The organism is Streptomyces sp. NPDC005402, from assembly GCF_040606575.1.
Classification (GTDB): Bacteria; Actinomycetota; Actinomycetes; order Streptomycetales; family Streptomycetaceae; genus Streptomyces.
This window is the reverse complement of sequence record NZ_JBEXFB010000017.1, coordinates 69,128-88,350: the sequence shown is the minus strand read 5'-3', so window position 1 is coordinate 88,350 and position 19,223 is coordinate 69,128. Positions and strand designations below refer to the sequence as shown.

Here is a 19,223-nt window from a genome sequence, read left to right as displayed (position 1 = left end):
ACCTACCGCGACACTTCCTCAATCGGCAACCGAGCCCCGTCCCGCAGAAACAGGGGAATCCGGTCCAACGGCGCATCAACGGTCACTGTGGTCCCACCCTCGTACGTCACCCCGGTCCACGCGTCAGTCCACACCGCCCCCGCCGGCAAATACGCAGTCCGAGCCGTGGCTCCGGCCGTAAGCACCGGCGCCACCAGAAGATCCGCCCCGAACAGATACGCGTCGTCGACCCTCCACGTCGCCTGGTCGTCCGGGAACTCCAGGAACAGCGGCCGCATCGGCGTCAGACCCTCCTCGTGGGCCTCGCGCATGACCTTCAGCACGTACGGCTTCAGCCGCTCGCGCAGCCGCAGGTACTTCTCCAGGATCGCGCCGGCCTCCTCGCCGTACGACCACACCTCGTTGGGGCCGCCCGTCATGTCGGGGCCCAGCTCCATGCCCGGGTCGCGGAAGCCGTGCAGACGCATCAGCGGCGACAGGGCGCCGAACTGGAACCAGCGGACCATGACCTCGCGGTACGCCGGGTCGTCCGGGTCGCCGCCGTGGAAGCCGCCGATGTCGGTGTTCCACCAGGGGATGCCGGACATCGCGGTGTTGAGACCGGCCGCGATCTGCTCGCGCAGGGTCGGGAAGTCGGTGCCGATGTCACCGGACCACAGCGCGGCGCCGTAGCGCTGACTGCCCGCCCAGGCCGAGCGGTTGAGGGTGATGACCTCCTCACCGGCGGTCGTAAGGCCCTCGTGGAAGGTGCGGGAGTTCTCGGCCGGGTACATGTTGCCGACCTCCAGGCCGGGACCCGCCCAGTAGCGCAGGTTCTCCTGGAAGCCCGGCTTGAGCTCCGGCTCGCAGGCGTCCAGCCAGAAGGCCGTGATGCCGTACGGGGCAAGGTAGTTGTCGCGGACCTTCGCCCACATGAAGTCGCGGGCCTCGGGGTTCGTCGCGTCGTAGAAGGCGACCTGGACGGTGGAGGCGACCCCCTTGTCCGGCCAGTCGGCGTGCGCCATCGGACCGTACTGGGTACCGATGAAGTAACCGCGCTGCTCCATCAGGGAGTGGTTCTCGCTGAGCGGCGACACCGACGGCCACACACTCACCACCAACTTGATGCCCAGTTCCTCCAGTTCACGGACCATCGCCGCCGGGTCGGGCCACTCGGCCGGGTCGAACTTCCACTCGCCGAGGTGCGTCCAGTGGAAGAAGTCGCAGACGATCGCGGAGATGGGCAGCCCGCGGCGCTTGTACTCCCTTGCCACGGAGAGGAGTTCGTCCTGGGTGCGGTAGCGCAGCTTGCACTGCCAGAAGCCCGCCGCCCACTCCGGCAGCATCGGCGTACGGCCGGTCACCGCGCTGTAGCGGCGCTGGCCGTCGGCCGGGGTGCCCGCGGTGATCCAGTAGTCGATCTGGCGGGCCGAGTCGGCCACCCAGCGCGTGCCGTTGTGGGCGAGCTCCACGCGGCCGATCGCCGGGTTGTTCCACAACAGCGTGTAGCCGCGGCTGGAGGCGAGGACCGGGATGCCGACCTCGGCGTTGCGCTGGATCAGGTCGAGGACCAGGCCCTTCTGGTCCAGCTTGCCGTGCTGATGCTGGCCGAGGCCGTACAGCTTCTCGTCGTCGTAGGCGGCGAAGCGCTGCTCCAGACGGTGGTGGCCGTTGCCGACCGCCGTGTACAGACGCGAGCCGGGCCACCAGAAGTGGGCGCGGGCCTCCGCGAGGAGCTCGGCACAGTCCTCGGTGCGCAGGAAGCGGAGCTGTCCCTCGGCGTCGACGTGGACGGTCAGCGCTCCCACCGTCAACCGGGCTTCCCCGTCACCGATCTTGACCGTGCTCTCGGTGGCCGGCGCCTCGTCGAGCAGGGCGCCCGGCAGCCCCTCCAGGATCGGCCCGCCGAGCCGGGCACGCACCCGCACCGCGTCCGGGCCCCAGGGCTCGACGCGTACGGTCTCCTGGCGCCCGCTCCACTCCAGCGCGCCGTCCCGTTCCCGGAACGTGCCGACAGTGGGGGACGACTGCGCCAGACTGACCTTGGGCTGGATTTCGGCAGGCTGATTCACGAGGAGTGCTCCTGAAGGAATGCAGACAGGGGCGTGCCGCACAGGCACGGACGCGTGGTGTGTGGTGTCTGGTGTACGAGGTGGCCGGTGAGCGTGATGGCCGGTGTGCGAGGTGGCCGGTGGGTGAGGTGTCAGGACGCCGAAGGTGCCGGGCCCGTGCTCGCCCGGACCGTCAACTCGGGCTCGATCAGGACGAGTTCGTCCTCACCGCGGCCCTCCAGCTTGGCGACCAGCCGCTCCAGGGCGTGCCGGCCCATCTCCTGCGCGGGGATGGCGACCGAGGTGAGCCGCACCGAGGCCTGGACGGCGACCTGTTCGGGGCAGATCGCGACCACCGAGACGTCCTCGGGGATGGCCCGGCCCTGCTGGCGCAGCAGCGCGAGCAGCGGCTCGACGGCCTGCTCGTTCTGCACGACGAAACCCGTGGTGGACGGACGCTCGTCGAGGATGCGGGCGAGGGTCACGGCCATCGCGTCGTACCCGCCGTCGCACGGCCGGTGCAGCAGCCGTACGCCCAACTCCTGGGCGCGCGACCGGAGTCCGTCCAGAGTGCGCTCGGCGAAACCGGTGTGCCGTTCGTAGACCGCGGGGGCCTCGCCGATGACAGCGATGTCGCGGTGACCGAGCTTCGCGAGGTGCTCGACGCACAGTGCGCCGGTGGCCCGGAAGTCGAGGTCGACGCAGGTGAGCCCGGAGGTGTCGGCGGGGAGGCCGATGAGCACGCACGGCTGGTCGGTGCCGCGCAGCAACGGCAGCCGCTCGTCGTCGAGTTCGACGTCCATCAGGATCATCGCGTCGGCGAGCCCGCTGCCGGTGACGCGGCGTACGGCGTCGGGGCCCTCCTCGCCGGTCAGCAGCAGGACGTCGTACCCGTGCGTCCGTGCGGTGGTGGCCACCGCGATGGCGATCTCCATCATCACCGGCACGTACATGTCGGTGCGGAGCGGGATCATCAGCGCGATGATGTTCGACCTGCTGCTGGCGAGTGCGCGGGCGCCGGCGTTCGGGTGGTAGCCGAGCTCGCGGATGCTCTCCTCGACCCGCTGCCGGGTGCTCGTCGAGATGGACCGCTTGCCACTGAGGACATAGCTCACCGTGCTCGCCGAGACTCCGGCGTGCTGGGCGACCTCGGCGAGGGTGACCATCCAGCTCTCCAAGCTTTGTGAAGCGCTTCGACAGTGCGCAGTGCGAACAGGTGCGGGTGGGGGTGGTTCGACAGTAGCTCCCCCGGGAGTGGGTGTCCATAGGTTGTCGAAGCGCTTCGACAAGGACTCTTCGGCGGGCGGCGCGGGAGAGCGGGGCCGACAACGGCGGACCCGCTCCGGCCTGGCCGTTCCGGCCTCCACGGGGTGCGGCTTCCTGCCTACCACGACAGGCCGCGGCGGGCCATGGACCCGGGCCGGGGCGCCCCGTATCCGAACGCCACGCCGACGGGCGCCGACGGGATGGGCACCGTACACCCGGGTCGGGACGCCCGCGCGACCGTACGGAACGCCGTGGCCGCCGCACTCCGCGCCCACCTGGGGCCGGGGCAGACCGACGGCACCCCGCCTCTCATACCGGAGCCGTCCGCGACGCCCCCGGCCGCCGCCGATCGGCTCGCCGCCGACGAGACACCAAGGCCCGCCTGTTCCGCGGCCACGACCTGGCAGTCCTGCCAGCGGGGGCGACGCCTCCGGACGAACCCTTTGGAGCGGTCGACGGCGGGACTGGAAGGCCGACGAGCCCGGCCACCGGCTGCCCCGGTCGGCGAGCCCGGCCACCGGTCTGCCCCCACCCGTGTCGGCGAGCCGGGTAACAGCCCTGTCCCCCTGGGTCGGCAAACTCGGCCACCGGCTTGCCGGTTAGGTGCGGCGGACTCGCCCCCCGGCCCGCGCTCCGTCGGCGAGCCCGGCCCCGGCCTACCAGTCAGGGTCGACAAGCCCGGCTCCCCGGTCCCCCCCGGTCGGCGAACCGGGTCACGGACCTGTCCGCCGGGGTCGGCGGACTCGGCCACCGGCCCGCCGGTCAGGATCGCGAGACCGCCCCCGGCCTGCCGAGTCGGGTCACTGGCCTGTCCGCCCGGGTCGGCGGATTCGGCCACCGGCCGGCCGGTCAGGATCGCGAGACCGCCCCCGGTCTGTCCCCCGGGGCGGCGAACCGGGTCACAGGCCTGTCCGCCCGGGTCGGCGGACTCGGCCACCGGCCCGCCGGTCAGGATCGCGAGACCGCCCCCGGCCTGCCCCCCCGGTCGGCGAGTCGGGTCACAGGCCTGTCCGCCCGGGTCGGCGAACTCGGCCACCGGCCCGCCGTTCAGAGTCCGTGGGGCCGCTCGCGGTCTGCCGGTCAGGGGCGACGAGCCCGGCTTCCCGGGCCTGCCCCGGTCGACCAGCCCGGCCACAAAACCTGTCCCCGCCCGGGTCGGCGAACCAGGCCCCCGGCCTGACGATCACTGTCGGCGAGCCGGGCCCCCGGGCCTGCCCCCGGTCGGCGAGTCGGATCGCAGGCCTGCCCACCCGGGTCGGCGAACCAGGCCCCCGGCCTACCCCCGCGTCGGCGAACCCGGCCACCGGCCCGCCGATGAAGGCCGACGAGTCCGTCCCCGGGGTCTGCCCCCGTCGACCAGCCCGGCCGCCGGCCTGCCCGCGCGGGCCAGCGGGCCGCAAGTCCCTGAGGGCCGGCCGGACCCTCTCGGTCGGTTCCGGGCCCTCCCCACCACAGACGTCGCCCACGCCCCGCTGCTGTACCCCGAGGACACCGCCGACCGGGCTCCCTCGAGCGACGGCCGGACATCCGTCGTCGGCGAGCGTCAGCCGCTGGGTGCGACTGGACAGCAAGTCGTATTCCGTCGACATCGGCCGAACGGCCGCGCGAAGGGTGGTGACCTCGCCCCGGATCAGGTACATACGATCGGGTAGCACCCGTCGGTAACCATACGACCCCCAAGATCCCCATTCACGACGAGGTGAGCCTGATGTCCGCACCGTCCACCAAGCCCGTCGTCACCGAGCGCGAGGCCCGCGAGGTGGCGGAGGCCGCCCGGGAACAGGACTGGCGAAAGCCCAGCTTCGCCAAGGAACTGTTCCTCGGGCGGTTCCGGCTCGACCTCATCCACCCCCACCCCATGCCCCCGCAGGAGGACGCACAGCGCGGCGAGGAGTTCCTCACCAAACTCCGCGACTTCTGCGAGACCAAGGTCGACGGCGCCCTCGTCGAACGAGAGGCCCGCATCCCCGACGACGTCGTGAGCGGGCTCAAGGAACTCGGCGCCTTCGGCATGAAGATCGACACCAAGTACGGCGGCCTCGGCCTCACCCAGGTGTACTACAACAAGGCGCTGGCTCTCGCGGGTTCCGCGAGCCCCGCGATCGGCGTGCTGCTCTCGGCCCATCAGTCGATCGGCGTACCCCAGCCGCTGAAGCTGTTCGGCACCCAGGAGCAGAAGGAGAAGTTCCTGCCCCGGTGCGCCCGCACCGACATCAGCGCCTTCCTCCTGACCGAACCGGACGTCGGCTCCGACCCGGCCCGCCTCGCCACCACCGCCGTGCCCGACGGGGACGACTACATCCTCGACGGAGTGAAACTGTGGACCACCAACGGCGTGGTGGCCGACCTCCTCGTCGTCATGGCCCGCGTCCCGAAGTCCGACGGTCACAAGGGCGGCATCACCGCCTTCGTCGTCGAGACCGACTCACCCGGCATCACCGTCGAGAACCGCAACGCCTTCATGGGCCTGCGCGGCATCGAGAACGGCGTCACCCGCTTCCACCAGGTCCGGGTCCCGGCGGAGAACCGCATCGGCCCCGAGGGCGCCGGCCTGAAGATCGCCCTCACCACCCTCAACACCGGCCGCCTCTCGCTGCCCGCCTCCTGCGTGGCCGCCGGCAAGTGGTGCCTGAAGATCGCCCGCGAGTGGTCCACGGCCCGCGAACAGTGGGGCAAGCCGATCGCCCACCACGAGGCCGTCGGCTCCAAGATCTCCTTCATCGCGGCGACGACGTTCGCCCTGGAGGCCGTACTGGACCTGTCCTCCCAGATGGCCGACGAAAACCGCAACGACATCCGCATCGAGGGCGCCCTCGCCAAGCTCTACGCCTCCGAGATGGGCTGGCTCATCGCCGACGAACTCGTCCAGATCCGCGGTGGCCGCGGCTTCGAGACCGCCGACTCCCTCAGGGCCCGCGGCGAGAAGGCGGTCCCCGCCGAACAGGTCCTGCGTGACCTGCGCATCAACCGCATCTTCGAGGGCTCCACGGAGATCATGCACCTGCTGATCGCCCGCGAGGCCGTCGACGCCCACCTGTCCGTCGCCGGCGACCTCATCGACCCGGAGAAGTCCCTCGGCGACAAGGCGAAGGCAGGCGCGAACGCAGGCGTCTTCTACGCCAAGTGGCTCCCGAAACTGGTCGCGGGACCGGGCCAACTGCCGAACTCCTACAGTGACTTCAAGCGCGAGGTCGACCTCTCCACGCACCTGCGCTACGTCGAACGCACGGCCCGCAAACTCGCCCGCTCCACCTTCTACGCCATGTCCCGCTGGCAGGGCCGCATGGAGACCAAACAGGGCTTCCTCGGCCGGATCGTCGACATCGGCGCCGAACTCTTCGCGATGAGCGCGGCCTGCGTACGCGCCGAACTCCTGTACACCACCGAGTCCCACGGCCGCGAGGCCTACCAACTCGCCGACGCCTTCTGCCACCAGTCCCGCCTGCGCGTCGAGGAACTCTTCGGCCGCCTCTGGAACAACACCGACGAACAGGACCGCAAGGTCGTCAAGGGCGTGCTCTCCGGCACCTACGCCTGGCTGGAGGACGGCGTCGTCGACCCCTCCGGCGAAGGCGTCTGGATCGCGGACGCCACCCCCGGCCCCTCCGAGAAGGAGAACGTCCACCGCCCCATCCGCTGACCACGCACGACAGCGCGCCCCCCAAGAGGGGGACGCGCTGTCCTCCTACACCTTCCTTACGGCCACAATGGAGGGATGAGCGACAGTCCATCCCCTCTCGCCGACCCGCACCTCGTCTACGACCCGGTCGCGGGCGACGGCCCCAAGGACGTGGTGATCCTCGGCTCCACCGGCTCGATCGGCACCCAGGCCATCGACCTCGTGCTGCGCAACCCCGACCGGTTCCGGGTGACCGGGCTCTCCGCCAACGGCGGGCGCGTGGCGCTCCTCGCCGAGCAGGCGTACCGGCTGAGGGCGCGGACCGTCGCGGTCGCCCGCGAGGATGTCGTACCGCAGCTCCGCGAGGCGCTCAGCGCCCTTTACGGCACCAGCGAGCCGCTCCCCGAGATCCTCGCGGGACCTAACGCGGCCACGCAGCTCGCCGCCTCCGACGCCCACACCGTCCTCAACGGCATCACCGGCTCCATCGGACTCGCCCCGACCCTCGCCGCCCTGGAGGCGGGCCGCACCCTCGCGCTCGCCAACAAGGAGTCGCTCATCGTGGGCGGCCCGCTGGTGAAGGCCCTCGCCAAGCCCGGGCAGATCATCCCCGTCGACTCCGAGCACGCGGCCCTCTTCCAGGCCCTGGCCTCCGGCACGAGGGCCGACGTACGCAAGCTGGTCGTGACGGCGTCCGGCGGCCCCTTCCGCGGCCGCACGAAGGCCGACCTCGCCCAGGTGACCGTCGAGGACGCCCTGGCCCACCCCACCTGGGCCATGGGCCCGGTCATCACCATCAACTCCGCGACCCTCGTCAACAAGGGTCTCGAAGTCATCGAGGCGCACCTCCTCTACGACATTCCCTTCGACCGCATTGAGGTGGTCGTGCATCCCCAGTCGTATGTCCACTCGATGGTTGAGTTCACGGACGGATCCACGATCGCCCAGGCGACGCCCCCCGACATGCGCGGGCCGATCGCCATCGGCCTGGGCTGGCCCGAACGCGTCCCCGACGCGGCACCGGCCTTCGACTGGAGCAACGCGTCGACGTGGGAGTTCTTCCCGCTCGACACCGACGCGTTTCCTTCGGTCAACCTTGCGAGACACGTGGGACAGCTCGCGGGCACGGCCCCGGCGGTGTTCAATGCCGCCAACGAGGAGTGCGTGGAGGCCTTCCGGGCCGGCGCGCTGCCGTTCAACGGGATCATGGAGACCGTGACCCGGGTGGTGGACGAGCACGGCACCCCTCGCGGGGGAACCTCGCTCACCGTCGCGGACGTCCTCGAAGCGGAGACCTGGGCGCGGACCCGGGCCCGGGAACTGACGGCACAGACGGCGGAGGCCCGTGCATGACGACCCTGATGTTCATCCTCGGCATAGCGCTCTTCGCCCTCGGTCTCCTGGTGTCGATCGCGTGGCACGAGCTGGGGCACCTGTCCTTCGCCAAGCTCTTCGGTATCCGCGTGCCGCAGTACATGGTCGGCTTCGGCCCGACCGTCTTCTCGCGCAAGAAGGGCGAGACGGAGTACGGCGTCAAGGCCGTCCCCTTCGGCGGCTACATCCGCATGATCGGCATGTTCCCGCCCGGCGACGACGGCCGGATCAGCGCCCGCTCCACCTCCCCCTGGCGCGGCATGATCGAGGACGCCCGCTCGGCCGCCTTCGAGGAGCTCCAGCCCGGCGACGAGAAACGCCTCTTCTACACCCGTAAGCCCTGGAAACGCGTCATCGTGATGTTCGCGGGCCCCTTCGCGAACCTGATCCTCGCGGTCGCCCTGTTCCTCACCGTCCTCATGGGCTTCGGCATCTCCCAGCAGACCAACACGGTCAGCTCGGTCTCCAAGTGCGTGATCGCCCAGAGCCAGAACCGCGAGAACTGCAAGGCCTCCGACCCGGCCTCCCCGGCCGCGGCAGCCGGCCTCAAGGCGGGCGACAAGATCCTCTCGTTCAACGGCGTCAGGACGGACGACTGGAACAAGCTCTCCGACCTCATCCGCGCCAACCCGGACAAGACGGTCCCGATCGTCGTCGAGCGCGACGGCAAGAACGTCACCCTGACGGCGAAGATCGCCAGCAACCAGGTCGCCAAGAAGGACTCCAGCGGCCAGTACGTCCCGGGTGAGTACGTCACCGCCGGCTTCCTCGGCTTCAGCGCCGCCACCGGCATCGTCAAGCAGGACTTCGGCGACTCCGTCGTCTGGATGGGCGACCGCGTCGGCGACGCCGTCGACTCCCTGGCCGCCCTCCCCGGCAAGATCCCGGCCCTGTGGAACGCGGCCTTCGGCGACGCCCCGCGCGAACCGGACTCCCCGATGGGCGTGGTCGGCGCGGCGAGGGTCGGCGGCGAGATCTTCACCCTCGACATCCCGCCCACCCAGCAACTCGCCATGGCCCTGATGCTGGTCGCGGGCTTCAACCTCTCCCTGTTCCTCTTCAACATGCTCCCGCTGCTCCCCCTGGACGGCGGCCACATCGCGGGCGCCCTGTGGGAGTCGCTGCGCCGCAACCTGGCCAAGGTTCTGAAGCGCCCGGACCCGGGCCCGTTCGACGTGGCGAAGCTGATGCCGGTGGCTTATGTGGTGGCGGGGATCTTCATCTGCTTCACCATCCTCGTTCTGATCGCGGACGTCGTTAACCCGGTCCGCATCTCCTAGCCGTACGGCGTTGGCGGCGGCCCGGCACGCTCTGTGCCGGGCCGCCTTCCATTGAGTGGGTTTGACGCCTGTGATGTGCTCGCGCCCCGATCGGTGCCGTAATCTCGAAGCCTGGAGCCCGCCGCTGACGGGACCTGGACCTTGATCCACGACTTGGGGTTGCACAGCAGATGACTGCGATTTCTCTCGGCATGCCGTCCGTTCCGACCAAGCTCGCCGAGCGCCGGAAGAGCCGGCAGATCCAGGTCGGGTCTGTGGCGGTCGGTGGCGACGCCCCGGTCTCCGTGCAGTCGATGACCACGACCCGTACGTCCGACATCGGCGCCACCCTCCAGCAGATCGCCGAGCTCACGGCGTCCGGCTGCCAGATCGTCCGCGTGGCCTGTCCGACCCAGGACGACGCCGACGCCCTCGCGACGATCGCCCGCAAGTCGCAGCTCCCGGTGATCGCGGACATCCACTTCCAGCCCAAGTACGTCTTCGCGGCCATCGAGGCGGGCTGCGCGGCGGTCCGGGTGAACCCCGGCAACATCAAGCAGTTCGACGACAAGGTCAAGGAGATCGCGAAGGCCGCGCGCGACCACGGCACCCCGATCCGCATCGGCGTGAACGCGGGCTCCCTGGACCGCCGCCTGCTCCAGAAGTACGGCAAGGCGACGCCCGAGGCGCTCGTCGAGTCGGCCCTGTGGGAGGCGTCCCTCTTCGAGGAGCACGACTTCCGGGACATCAAGATCTCGGTCAAGCACAACGACCCGGTCATCATGATCGAGGCGTACAAGCAGCTGGCAGCGCAGTGCGACTACCCCCTCCACCTCGGCGTCACGGAGGCGGGCCCGGCGTTCCAGGGCACCATCAAGTCGGCCGTCGCCTTCGGCGCCCTCCTCTCCCAGGGCATCGGCGACACCATCCGCGTCTCCCTCTCCGCGCCCCCCGTGGAGGAGGTCAAGGTCGGCAACCAGATCCTGGAGTCCCTGAACCTCAAGCAGCGCGGCCTGGAGATCGTCTCCTGCCCGTCCTGCGGCCGCGCCCAGGTGGACGTCTACAAGCTGGCCGAGGAGGTCACGGCGGGCCTGACCGGCATGGATGTCCCGCTCCGCGTCGCGGTCATGGGCTGCGTGGTGAACGGCCCCGGCGAGGCCCGCGAGGCCGACCTCGGCGTCGCCTCCGGCAACGGCAAGGGCCAGATCTTCGTCAAGGGCGAGGTCATCAAGACCGTCCCCGAGTCCAAGATCGTGGAGACCCTCATCGAGGAGGCCATGAAGCTGGCCGAGCAGATGCAGGACGCCGGCGTCGAGTCGGGCGAGCCGTCGGTGTCGGTCGCGGGCTGACGCCCCCGGCTCACCGGTGCCGCATCCAGACGTTCGGCTCCTGGTAGGTACCGACGTCGGTGTCCCGGTCGACGCGCAGCACACTCAGGCCGTCCGGGATGACGTAGTCGCCGGACTCGGGGAGGGCGAGGTTCGTCCAGCCCTCCCACTCGGCGACCGTGCCGGTCATCGTCTGTGAGACGGGGGCCGGGGCGAGGATCTGGGCGCCGAGCCGTTCGTGCGTGCGGATCCAGGGGTCGAGGGCGGTCCCGTCGTCCCGTCGCCAGCGCATGTACGACTCGATGGGTGTCAGCGGATAGCGGGCCTTCGTGGTGGGCCGCACGGGTGCGATGACCCGTTGCAGTCCCGCGTCCTGTCCGGCGTCCCGCAACGCCGTGAGCATCCGCCCGGCGAGCCCCTGTCCCTTGAGTGCCGGCGTGACGACCGCCGCGCAGATCACCAGGGTGTCGGGTTCGATGCCCTGCTCGTGCCCCTCGACGGCCCGCACCAGCGCGTCCGTGTACCCGGACGGCAGCTCGTCGACGCGCCCGTCCCACCGCACGGGCACACCCCACCCGGCGGCTATGGGAGTTCCCGCCGCGTCCAGCAGCATCAGATTCAGCGCCGCGAAGAACTCCCGTACCCGGCCGAAGTATTCCTTCACCAGTTGATCGGCGGTGATGAACTGCGGAAAGCCGTCGCTGAACAGCTCCGTGAGCTGCTCGTCGGGCCATGTACGGGTGTCGGATCGCACGGTGGTCGAGATCATCCGCTGTTCCTATCAGTGCGGGTGGACTCTGTCAGCCGGTCCGGCGTCCGGGGGCGAGTCCTCTCCGGGGCCGAGCGGGGTCCGGGGGCGCAGGTACCGGAGAGGCACGAGACCCGGCAACCACCGCGCATCCGACGGCACCCGAACTCAGGGCGGCACCGCTCGGCTTCCGCAGGTACAGTGCGGAGATCAGCAGACCCCAGTGTGAGGCCCCGCCCGTGTTGACCCAGACGACCTCCCGGGTCCTCGAACCGAGCGACCTGGACGCCGCGCTCGCCGTCCTCGACCGCGAGCCGGTCGCGAACGCCTTCGTGACGTCGAGGGTGCAGGTCGCCGGCCTCGACCCGTGGCGGCTCGGTGGCGAGATGTGGGGCTGGTACGAGGACGGCATGCTCACGTCGCTCTGCTACGCCGGCGCCAACCTGGTCCCGATCTGCGCGACCCCCCGAGCCGTCCGCGCCTTCGCGGACCGTGCCCGGCGCGCGGGCCGTCGCTGCTCCTCCATCGTCGGCCCCGCCGAATCCACCTCCCTGCTCTGGCGCCTGCTGGAACCCAGCTGGGGCCCGGCCCGGGACGTCCGCGCCCGCCAGCCCCTCATGGTCACCGACCGCATGCCCGCCGACGTCGCTCCGGATCCGTACGTCCGTCGCATCCGCAAGGACGAGATGGAGACGATCATGCCGGCGTGCGTGGCGATGTTCACGGAAGAGGTCGGCGTCTCCCCGCTGGCGGGCGACGGCGGCCTTCTCTACCAGGCCCGCGTCGCCGAACTGGTCGGTGCCGGCCGCTCGTTCGCCCGCCTCGACGAACACGGCAAGGTCGTCTTCAAGGCGGAGATCGGCGCCGCGACGGACCGGGCCTGCCAGATCCAGGGCGTCTGGGTGGCCCCCGAGTACCGGGGCAGGGGAGTGGCGGCGCCCGGGATGGCAGCGGTACTGCGTTACGCCCTCGCGGACGTGGCCCCGGTGGTCAGCCTGTACGTCAACGACTTCAACACGGCGGCGAGGCGGACGTACACGAGGGTGGGCTTCCGGGAGGTCGGCGCCTTCATGAGCGTCCTGTTCTGATCGCAGCCGTTGAGGGGCGCGGGGAACCGCGCGACCCCGGCCCGCACCGGCTCCCACCGGCCCCGTCGTCCCCCGCCGTCCCGCCCCGGCACACCACCGGACTCCCCTGTACGCTCCCCGCATGGACCTCGTCATCGGCCCCCTCGACCTGTCGGCCCACGTGGACGAGGCTCTGGCGGTCCAAGCCGTCGCGTTCGGTCTCGGCGCGGACGAAGTGGCGGTCCGCCGCCAGATCGTCCTCCGCCACATGACCTACCCGGGCGCGAGAGCACTCGGTGCGACCGCGGCAGGGCACCTCGTGGGTTTCGTGTACGGCATGCCCAACGACCGCACCCACTGGTGGTCCACCGTCGTCGAGCCCTACCTCCGCGCCCAGCACAACGAGATCTGGCTGGACGACTCCTTCGTGATCACCGAGCTCCACGTCCACCCGCACCACCAGAACCGCGGCATCGGCCGCACCCTGATCACCACCATCACCGACAGCGCGACCGAGCCCCGTTCGATCCTCTCCGCGATCGACACCGACAGTCCGGCCCGCGGCCTGTACCACTCCCTGGGCTACCAGGACCTCGCCCGCCAGGTCCTGTTCCCGAGCGCCCCGAAGCCGTACGCCGTGATGGGCGCCCCCCTGCCGCTGCGCCGCCGCTGACCGATTTCCACCGGCACCGGGCCCCCGGCTAACCTCCTTGCCATCACCCTTTTCCGGCAGGAGTACGAGAATCATGGCCAACGCACCGGTCCAGCGCATGTCCCAGTTGATGGCGAAGACGCTGCGCGACGACCCGGCGGACGCCGAGGTCCTCAGTCACAAGCTGCTCGTGCGCGCCGGATACGTCCGTCGCACCGCCGCCGGCATCTGGTCCTGGCTGCCGCTCGGCAAGAAGGTGCTGGCCAACGTCGAGCGGATCGTCCGCGAGGAGATGGACGCGATCGGCGCCCAGGAGGTGCTGCTCCCCGCCCTGCTGCCGCGCGAGCCGTACGAGGCCACCGGCCGCTGGGAGGAGTACGGCGCCGAGCTGTTCCGGCTCTAGGACCGCAAGGGCGGTGACTACCTCCTCGGACCGACCCACGAGGAGATCTTCACCCTGCTGGTGAAGGACCAGGCGTCCTCCTACAAGGACCTGCCGGTCATCCTCTACCAGATCCAGCACAAGTACCGTGACGAGGCCCGCCCCCGGGCCGGCATCCTGCGCGGCCGCGAGTTCCTGATGAAGGACTCCTACTCCTTCGACACCGAGGACGAGGGCCTGGCCCGGTCCTACGCCCTGCACCGCCAGGCGTATCAGAAGGTCTTCGAGCGCCTGGGCCTCGACTACCGCATCTGCGCCGCCACCGCCGGGGCGATGGGCGGCTCCAAGTCGGAGGAGTTCCTCGCGCCCGCCGAGGCCGGCGAGGACACCTTCGCGGACTGCCCGAACTGCGACTTCGCGGCCAACACCGAGGCGATCACGTACGAGTTGCGTCCCCAGGACGCCACCGCCGCGCCCGCGTCGGAGGAGATCCCGACCCCGGACACCCCCACCATCGAGACCCTCGCCGCCCATCTCGGCGTCGAGGCCTCCGACACCCTCAAGAACCTCCTCGTGAAGGTCGACGGCGAGATCGTGGCCGTCGGCGTCCCCGGCGACCGCGAGGTCGACATGGGCAAGGTCGAGGCGTATTCGCGCCCGCCGCCGTGGAGCTGGTGACGGCGGAGGACTTCGTCGGGCGTCCCGACCTCGTGCGCGGCTACGTCGGTCCGCAGGGCCTGGGCGAGAAGGCGAAGTACATCGCCGACCCGCGTGTGGCCCCCGGCACCTCCTGGATCACCGGTGCCAACAAGGAGCACACGCACGCGAAGAACGTCGTCGCGGGCCGTGACTTCGAGGTCGACGAGTACGTCGACGTCGTGGTCGTCCAGGAGGGCGACCCGTGCCCGAAGTGCGGCACCGGCCTCAAGCTGGACCGCGCCATCGAGATCGGCCACATCTTCCAGCTGGGCCGCAAGTACGCCGACGCCCTCAAGCTCGACGTCCTCGGCCAGAACGGCAAGCCGGTCCGGGTGACCATGGGCTCCTACGGCATCGGCGTCTCCCGCGCGGTGGCCGCCCTCGCCGAGCAGTCCGCCGACGACAAGGGCCTGTGCTGGCCCGCCGAGGTGGCCCCGGCCGACGTGCACGTGGTCGCCGCCGGCAAGGCCCAACAGATCGAACTCGCCCTCGACGTCTCCGAGAAGCTGCGTGCGGCGGGTCTGCGGGTCCTCGTCGACGACCGCGCCGGCGTCTCCCCGGGCGTGAAGTTCACGGACTCCGAGCTCATCGGCGTACCGAAGATCCTGGTGGCGGGCCGCCGTTCGGCGGAGGGCGTCCTGGAGCTCAAGGACCGCCGCACCGGTGAGCGCGAGGAGCTGACGGTGGACGAGGCGATCGCCCGCCTGACCGCCTAGGAGAGCGAGCTGCCGTCGCCGGGTCCGCGCAGGGGCCCGGCGTACGGCGGCGTCACCGCACCGGCCCGGCAGCCGTGCATGAAGGCCTTACAGCCACCCGGCGAACTCCAGCAGCAACTCGGCGTCTTTCGGCCGTCCCACCCGCAGCGCCCGGACCCCCGACTCCACGGCCCGGAACAGCGTCCAGCCCCGCAACCGCTCCTGGTCCACCTCGAGCGACTCCGCGAGCCGCTTGATCCGTCGCCGGGTCGTCGCCGCTCCCGAGGGCGTGGCGATCAGGTCCTCCACCCGGTCCCGCACCAGCCGAGCGAGATCGAACGCGCACTCCCCGACGACAGGGTCGGGCCCGACAGCGAGCCAGGGAGACCGCGCACCGGACAGCACCTTGCTCTGCCGGAACGTCCCGTGCAGCAACCGCTCCTCCGGCGGCGCGGCCAGCAACGACTCGCGCGCGTCGAGAGCCGCGGCCACCAGCCCCGCGACCGCCGCGGGAGCACTCCGCATGACCGACGCCTGCCGCCCGGTCCGCTCGGCCACCGTCTCGAAGACATGGGCGTTGTCGTCGTCGGGAGGCTCCACCCACAGCCGCCGCAAGGTCCCGGCCGCCTCCAGCAGCGCCTTCGCCTCCGGCAGCGACCGTACGGAGACATCGGGATGCAGCCGCTCGAGAAGCAGCACACCCTCGGCGACGAAGGGCTCCAGCAGCTGTACGGCCCCCCGCCCGTCCCAGTGCGCGAGAGCCGCCCGCTCGCTCTCCGGCCGGGCCCGGGGCGGGGCCAGCTTGAGCACGGCCGGTGTCCCGTCGGGCCGCCGTACGAGCACGACGAGGCTGCTGCGCCCTCCGGGCACCTGGACCCGCTCCACGGTCAACTCGCGCAGCGCGACGGCCTGTCCGGCGGTCCCGGGCAGCTTGTCCACCCAGTCGTCGGCGTCCGGCACGCTCTCGCCGAGCGCCCGCACCAGCCGCTGCGGTGGTTCCAAAGCCATGCGCGAGTCGTTCCCTTCCAGTACCGCGTTACGCCGTGGGGGCCGCCGGAGAAACCGGGGCCGAGGACGAGGGCGACACCGTGGTCGCCCGTTCGGCGAGCCCAGGGAAGGCTACGCTCTCGCCGCGCCAGCGCACCGCACGCACCGCGGCCTCCCGCAGTGCCTCGGCTGCCGTGCTCCGCCGCCCGCCCCCGGTTGCCCGCACCACGTCGGAGTACACCGCCGCCACCCGGTCCTCCAGGTCGGCGGCGAGCCGTACCGCCGCGGCCGGGTCCGGCACCGGGAAGGGCAGCGCGTACGCCGCCGCCGCGGCCACCGGCGTTCCGCCCAGGCCCCGCACCGCACGCACCAGGGCGTCCCGGCGGGCCCGGTGGGCGTCATAGGCGGCCTTGGCCTCCGCGCGCCGGTCCGCGCGGACCCGGCCGCCCACGACGCCGTAGCCGTAGACGGCGGCGTGCTCGGCGGCCAGCGCCTTCTGGAGGGCCTCCAGCTCCTGCTTCTCGCTCATCGGGCGGCCTCCGTCAGCAGATAGGCGTGCGCCGCGCCGGCCGCCGCCACCGAGGCCAGCAGCCGGGCCAGCTCGCCCGGCACGTCCAGCAGTTCTTTGGCCCGCCGGTCGGCCAGCGTCCGTTCGGCGGCGGCCAGCTGCGCGAGGGCGTCCTTCTCGGTCGCGGGCACAGTGGCAGATGGCGAGGGCGCCGGCGTGGCGCTGCCCGACGCACCGGGGGAGGCCGCCGTGACCGCCTCCCCGAACGCCCGCACATGCCGCACGGCCTCCGCCCGCAACGGCCCCACCCGCTCCGCGAGCGTCGGATGGGCGGCCAGGACGGCGTCATACCGCTCGACGATCCCCCGGCTGTCCCGAGCGGCCCGCGAGCGTGCCCGCTCGACGACGGAAGGACTGCCGGCGGTGCCCTCCTCGCTGCTTCCGGTCCCGTCGGAGCACCCCACGAGAAGGGCGCCCCCGGCGACCGAGGCGAGCAGGGATCTTCTCCGCGGCCCCGAAGGGACGCTCGGCGGAGGCGGGTACGGCACGGCAGACGTCCTCAGGGAGCTCGTACGAACACACGGGCGGGGGGTCAGCCCGCTGGCGATCACCGTACCCGCGCATCCGAGGTCACCTGGACGGCAACACCCTCCGCGACCGGATACCCTTTGACCTGACACGCGACCTACCCACAACAGCACACGCGGCCGAGGAGTCACCCGGATGAGCACCACCCAGAGCGAGAGGCTGCGAGAGCTCCTGGAACCGCTCGTCACCTCCCAGGGACTGGATCTCGAAGAGATCGCAGTGGACTCCGTAGGACGAAAGCGGGTGCTGCGCGTCGTCGTCGACTCGGACACCGGAGCCGACCTGGACCAGATCGCCGATGTGAGCCGCGCGCTCTCGGCGAAGCTCGACGAGACCGACGCGATGGGCGCGGGGGAGTACACCCTCGAGGTCGGCACCCCGGGCGCCGAGCGCCTCCTCAAGGAGCACCGGCACTACGTGCGGGCCGTGGACCGGCTGGTGAAGTTCCAGCTGACCGAGGACGAAGGCGAACTGGTCGCCAGGATCCTCAAGGTCGACGACGAGGGCCTCGACCTCGAAGTGCCCGGTGTGAAGGGCCGCAAGGCCACCGCCCGCAGACTCGCCTTCTCCGACTTCGACAAGGCGCGCGTGCAGGTCGAGTTCAGCCGCAAGGACAAGAACGAAGAGGAGGCGTAGCCGTGGACATCGACATGAGTGCCCTGCGGGGCTTGGTACGGGAGAAGGAGATCTCCTTCGACCTGTTGGTCGAGGCGATCGAGTCGGCCCTCCTCATCGCCTACCACCGCACCGAGGGAAGCCACCGCCACGCGCGCGTGAAGCTCGACCGGGACTCCGGACACGTGGTCGTGTGGGCGAAGGAGGACCCCGAGGAGCTCGAAGAGGGCCAGGAACCCCGGGAGTTCGACGACACCCCCTCCGACTTCGGCCGTATCGCCGCCACCACCGCCAAGCAGGTCATCCTGCAGCGGCTGCGCGACGCCGAGGACGACGCGACTCTCGGCGAGTACGCGGGGCGCGAGGGCGACATCGTCATGGGCATGGTCCAGCAGGGCCGCGACCCGAAGAACGTGCTCGTGGACATCGGCAAGCTGGAGGCCATCCTGCCCGTGCAGGAGCAGGTGCCCGGCGAGACGTACTCGCACGGGATGCGGCTTCGGTCGTACGTCGTACGAGTGGCGAGGGGTGTCCGCGGTCCGTCCGTCACCCTGTCGCGCACGCACCCCAATCTGGTGAAGAAGCTCTTCGCCCTGGAGGTGCCGGAGATCGCCGACGGGTCCGTCGAGATCGCCGCGATCGCCCGCGAGGCCGGTCACCGCACCAAGATCGCCGTACGGTCCACCCGTTCGGGCCTGAACGCCAAGGGCGCCTGCATCGGCCCCATGGGCGGCCGTGTGCGCAATGTCATGGGTGAGCTGAACGGTGAGAAGATCGACATCGTCGACTGGTCGGACGACCCGGCCGAGATGGTGGCGAACGCCCTCTCGCCGGCCCGCGTCTCCAAGGTCGAGGTCGTGGACATGGCCGCCCGCTCCGCGCGCGTGACCGTCCCCGACTACCAGCTTTCCCTCGCCATCGGCAAGGAAGGGCAGAACGCCCGTCTCGCGGCCCGGCTCACCGGCTGGCGGATCGACATCCGTCCGGACACCGAGCAGGCCGGGGAATAGATCCAAGCCGTTGGTGGCTCAGATCACGACAACAACCGTTCGATCCCTGCCCCCAAGGGGTGAGGTCGGTACGGGGAGGTAGACTTAAGAGTGTCTGGTCGGACGCACGCCCGCGCATGCCCTGAACGCACCTGTGTGGGATGCAGGCAGCGAGCGGCCAAGACCGATCTGCTGCGCATCGTGGCGATCAAGGACGCATGCGTCCCTGATCCTCGCGGTACGCTGCCCGGCCGGGGTGCGTACATCCACCCCGCCCTGGTCTGTCTCGACCAGGCGGTACGCCGCCGGGCGTTCACGCGGGCGTTGCGCGCCCCGGGAGCGCTCGACACAAAGGCGTTGCGCCAGTACGTCGAGCAGAAGACAGTTGCTGAGCAGGCAACACCGTAAGAAGCGTCG

15 protein-coding genes and 1 pseudogene are annotated in these 19,223 nt (G+C 70.9%); 10 read left to right on the top strand and 6 right to left on the bottom strand.

The annotated features are described in order from the left end of the window. Window positions 1-2: 2 nt before the first annotated feature. Window positions 3-2,051, bottom strand: a complete 2,049-nt coding sequence (locus tag ABZT02_RS29585) for a TIM-barrel domain-containing protein (protein WP_356022706.1) — start codon at window positions 2,049-2,051, stop codon at window positions 3-5. A gap of 131 nt (window positions 2,052-2,182) precedes the next feature. Beyond that, window positions 2,183-3,196 (bottom strand): LacI family DNA-binding transcriptional regulator, encoded by a 1,014-nt coding sequence (locus ABZT02_RS29580; RefSeq protein WP_356022704.1) that lies wholly within the window; start codon window positions 3,194-3,196, stop codon window positions 2,183-2,185. A 1,808-nt stretch (window positions 3,197-5,004) separates the two neighbouring features. Here ABZT02_RS29580 and ABZT02_RS29575 point away from each other — a divergent pair. The 4 genes from ABZT02_RS29575 to ispG all read left to right on the top strand — a co-directional run bounded on the left by ABZT02_RS29575 (window position 5,005) and on the right by ispG (window position 10,897). After that, the gene (locus tag ABZT02_RS29575; RefSeq protein WP_356022703.1) at window positions 5,005-6,936 is read left to right on the top strand and encodes an acyl-CoA dehydrogenase family protein; all 1,932 of its coding nucleotides are present in this window, start codon (window positions 5,005-5,007) and stop codon (window positions 6,934-6,936) included. Window positions 6,937-7,011: 75 nt separating this feature from the next. Further along, window positions 7,012-8,268, top strand: a complete 1,257-nt coding sequence (gene dxr, locus ABZT02_RS29570) for a 1-deoxy-D-xylulose-5-phosphate reductoisomerase (protein WP_356022702.1) — start codon at window positions 7,012-7,014, stop codon at window positions 8,266-8,268. Between the two features lie 8 nt (window positions 8,269-8,276). Then, a complete protein-coding gene (locus ABZT02_RS29565) occupies window positions 8,277-9,569 on the top strand; it encodes a site-2 protease family protein (RefSeq protein WP_356022968.1) in 1,293 nt (430 codons plus the stop codon). A gap of 170 nt (window positions 9,570-9,739) precedes the next feature. Beyond that, on the top strand, window positions 9,740-10,897 hold the full coding sequence (ispG, locus tag ABZT02_RS29560; protein WP_356022700.1) for a flavodoxin-dependent (E)-4-hydroxy-3-methylbut-2-enyl-diphosphate synthase: 1,158 nt from the start codon (window positions 9,740-9,742) through the stop codon (window positions 10,895-10,897). Between the two features lie 10 nt (window positions 10,898-10,907). Here ispG and ABZT02_RS29555 read toward each other — a convergent pair whose 3' ends face one another. Next, on the bottom strand, window positions 10,908-11,645 hold the full coding sequence (locus tag ABZT02_RS29555) for a GNAT family N-acetyltransferase (RefSeq protein WP_356022697.1): 738 nt from the start codon (window positions 11,643-11,645) through the stop codon (window positions 10,908-10,910). A 218-nt stretch (window positions 11,646-11,863) separates the two neighbouring features. On the opposite strand from ABZT02_RS29555, the gene ABZT02_RS29550 reads away from it, so the two are divergent. The 3 genes and pseudogenes from ABZT02_RS29550 to ABZT02_RS29540 all read left to right on the top strand — a co-directional run bounded on the left by ABZT02_RS29550 (window position 11,864) and on the right by ABZT02_RS29540 (window position 15,140). Continuing rightward, window positions 11,864-12,712, top strand: a complete 849-nt coding sequence (locus ABZT02_RS29550; protein ID WP_356022694.1) for a GNAT family N-acetyltransferase — start codon at window positions 11,864-11,866, stop codon at window positions 12,710-12,712. 121 nt (window positions 12,713-12,833) lie between these two features. After that, complete coding sequence (locus ABZT02_RS29545) at window positions 12,834-13,364, top strand: GNAT family N-acetyltransferase (protein ID WP_356022692.1); 531 nt, start codon at window positions 12,834-12,836, stop codon at window positions 13,362-13,364. A 73-nt stretch (window positions 13,365-13,437) separates the two neighbouring features. Then, window positions 13,438-15,140 (top strand): annotated as a pseudogene (locus tag ABZT02_RS29540) (proline--tRNA ligase). An 87-nt stretch (window positions 15,141-15,227) separates the two neighbouring features. Here the strand turns inward: ABZT02_RS29540 and ABZT02_RS29535 are convergent. Genes ABZT02_RS29535 through ABZT02_RS29525 form a run of 3 tightly spaced genes read right to left on the bottom strand, consistent with a single transcriptional unit; the run spans window position 15,228 to window position 17,162 of the window. Then, a complete protein-coding gene (locus ABZT02_RS29535) occupies window positions 15,228-16,127 on the bottom strand; it encodes an aminoglycoside phosphotransferase family protein (RefSeq protein ID WP_356022689.1) in 900 nt (299 codons plus the stop codon). Between the two features lie 28 nt (window positions 16,128-16,155). Continuing rightward, window positions 16,156-16,635: a ferritin-like domain-containing protein gene (locus ABZT02_RS29530; protein WP_356022687.1), complete on the bottom strand. Its 480-nt coding sequence runs from the start codon at window positions 16,633-16,635 to the stop codon at window positions 16,156-16,158. Beyond that, window positions 16,632-17,162 (bottom strand): hypothetical protein, encoded by a 531-nt coding sequence (locus tag ABZT02_RS29525; protein WP_356022685.1) that lies wholly within the window; start codon window positions 17,160-17,162, stop codon window positions 16,632-16,634. The genes ABZT02_RS29530 and ABZT02_RS29525 overlap by 4 nt, the downstream gene beginning before the upstream one ends. Window positions 17,163-17,337: 175 nt before the next feature. Here ABZT02_RS29525 and rimP point away from each other — a divergent pair, with 175 nt between their 5' ends. From rimP to ABZT02_RS29510, 3 genes are all read left to right on the top strand, one after another. Continuing rightward, window positions 17,338-17,838, top strand: coding sequence for a ribosome maturation factor RimP (rimP, locus tag ABZT02_RS29520; RefSeq protein ID WP_356022682.1), 501 nt, complete (start codon window positions 17,338-17,340; stop codon window positions 17,836-17,838). Between the two features lie 2 nt (window positions 17,839-17,840). Beyond that, on the top strand, window positions 17,841-18,827 hold the full coding sequence (nusA, locus tag ABZT02_RS29515; protein WP_356022680.1) for a transcription termination factor NusA: 987 nt from the start codon (window positions 17,841-17,843) through the stop codon (window positions 18,825-18,827). A 90-nt stretch (window positions 18,828-18,917) separates the two neighbouring features. Further along, the gene (locus ABZT02_RS29510; RefSeq protein WP_356022677.1) at window positions 18,918-19,214 is read left to right on the top strand and encodes a YlxR family protein; all 297 of its coding nucleotides are present in this window, start codon (window positions 18,918-18,920) and stop codon (window positions 19,212-19,214) included. The last annotated feature ends 9 nt before the right edge of the window (window positions 19,215-19,223 follow it).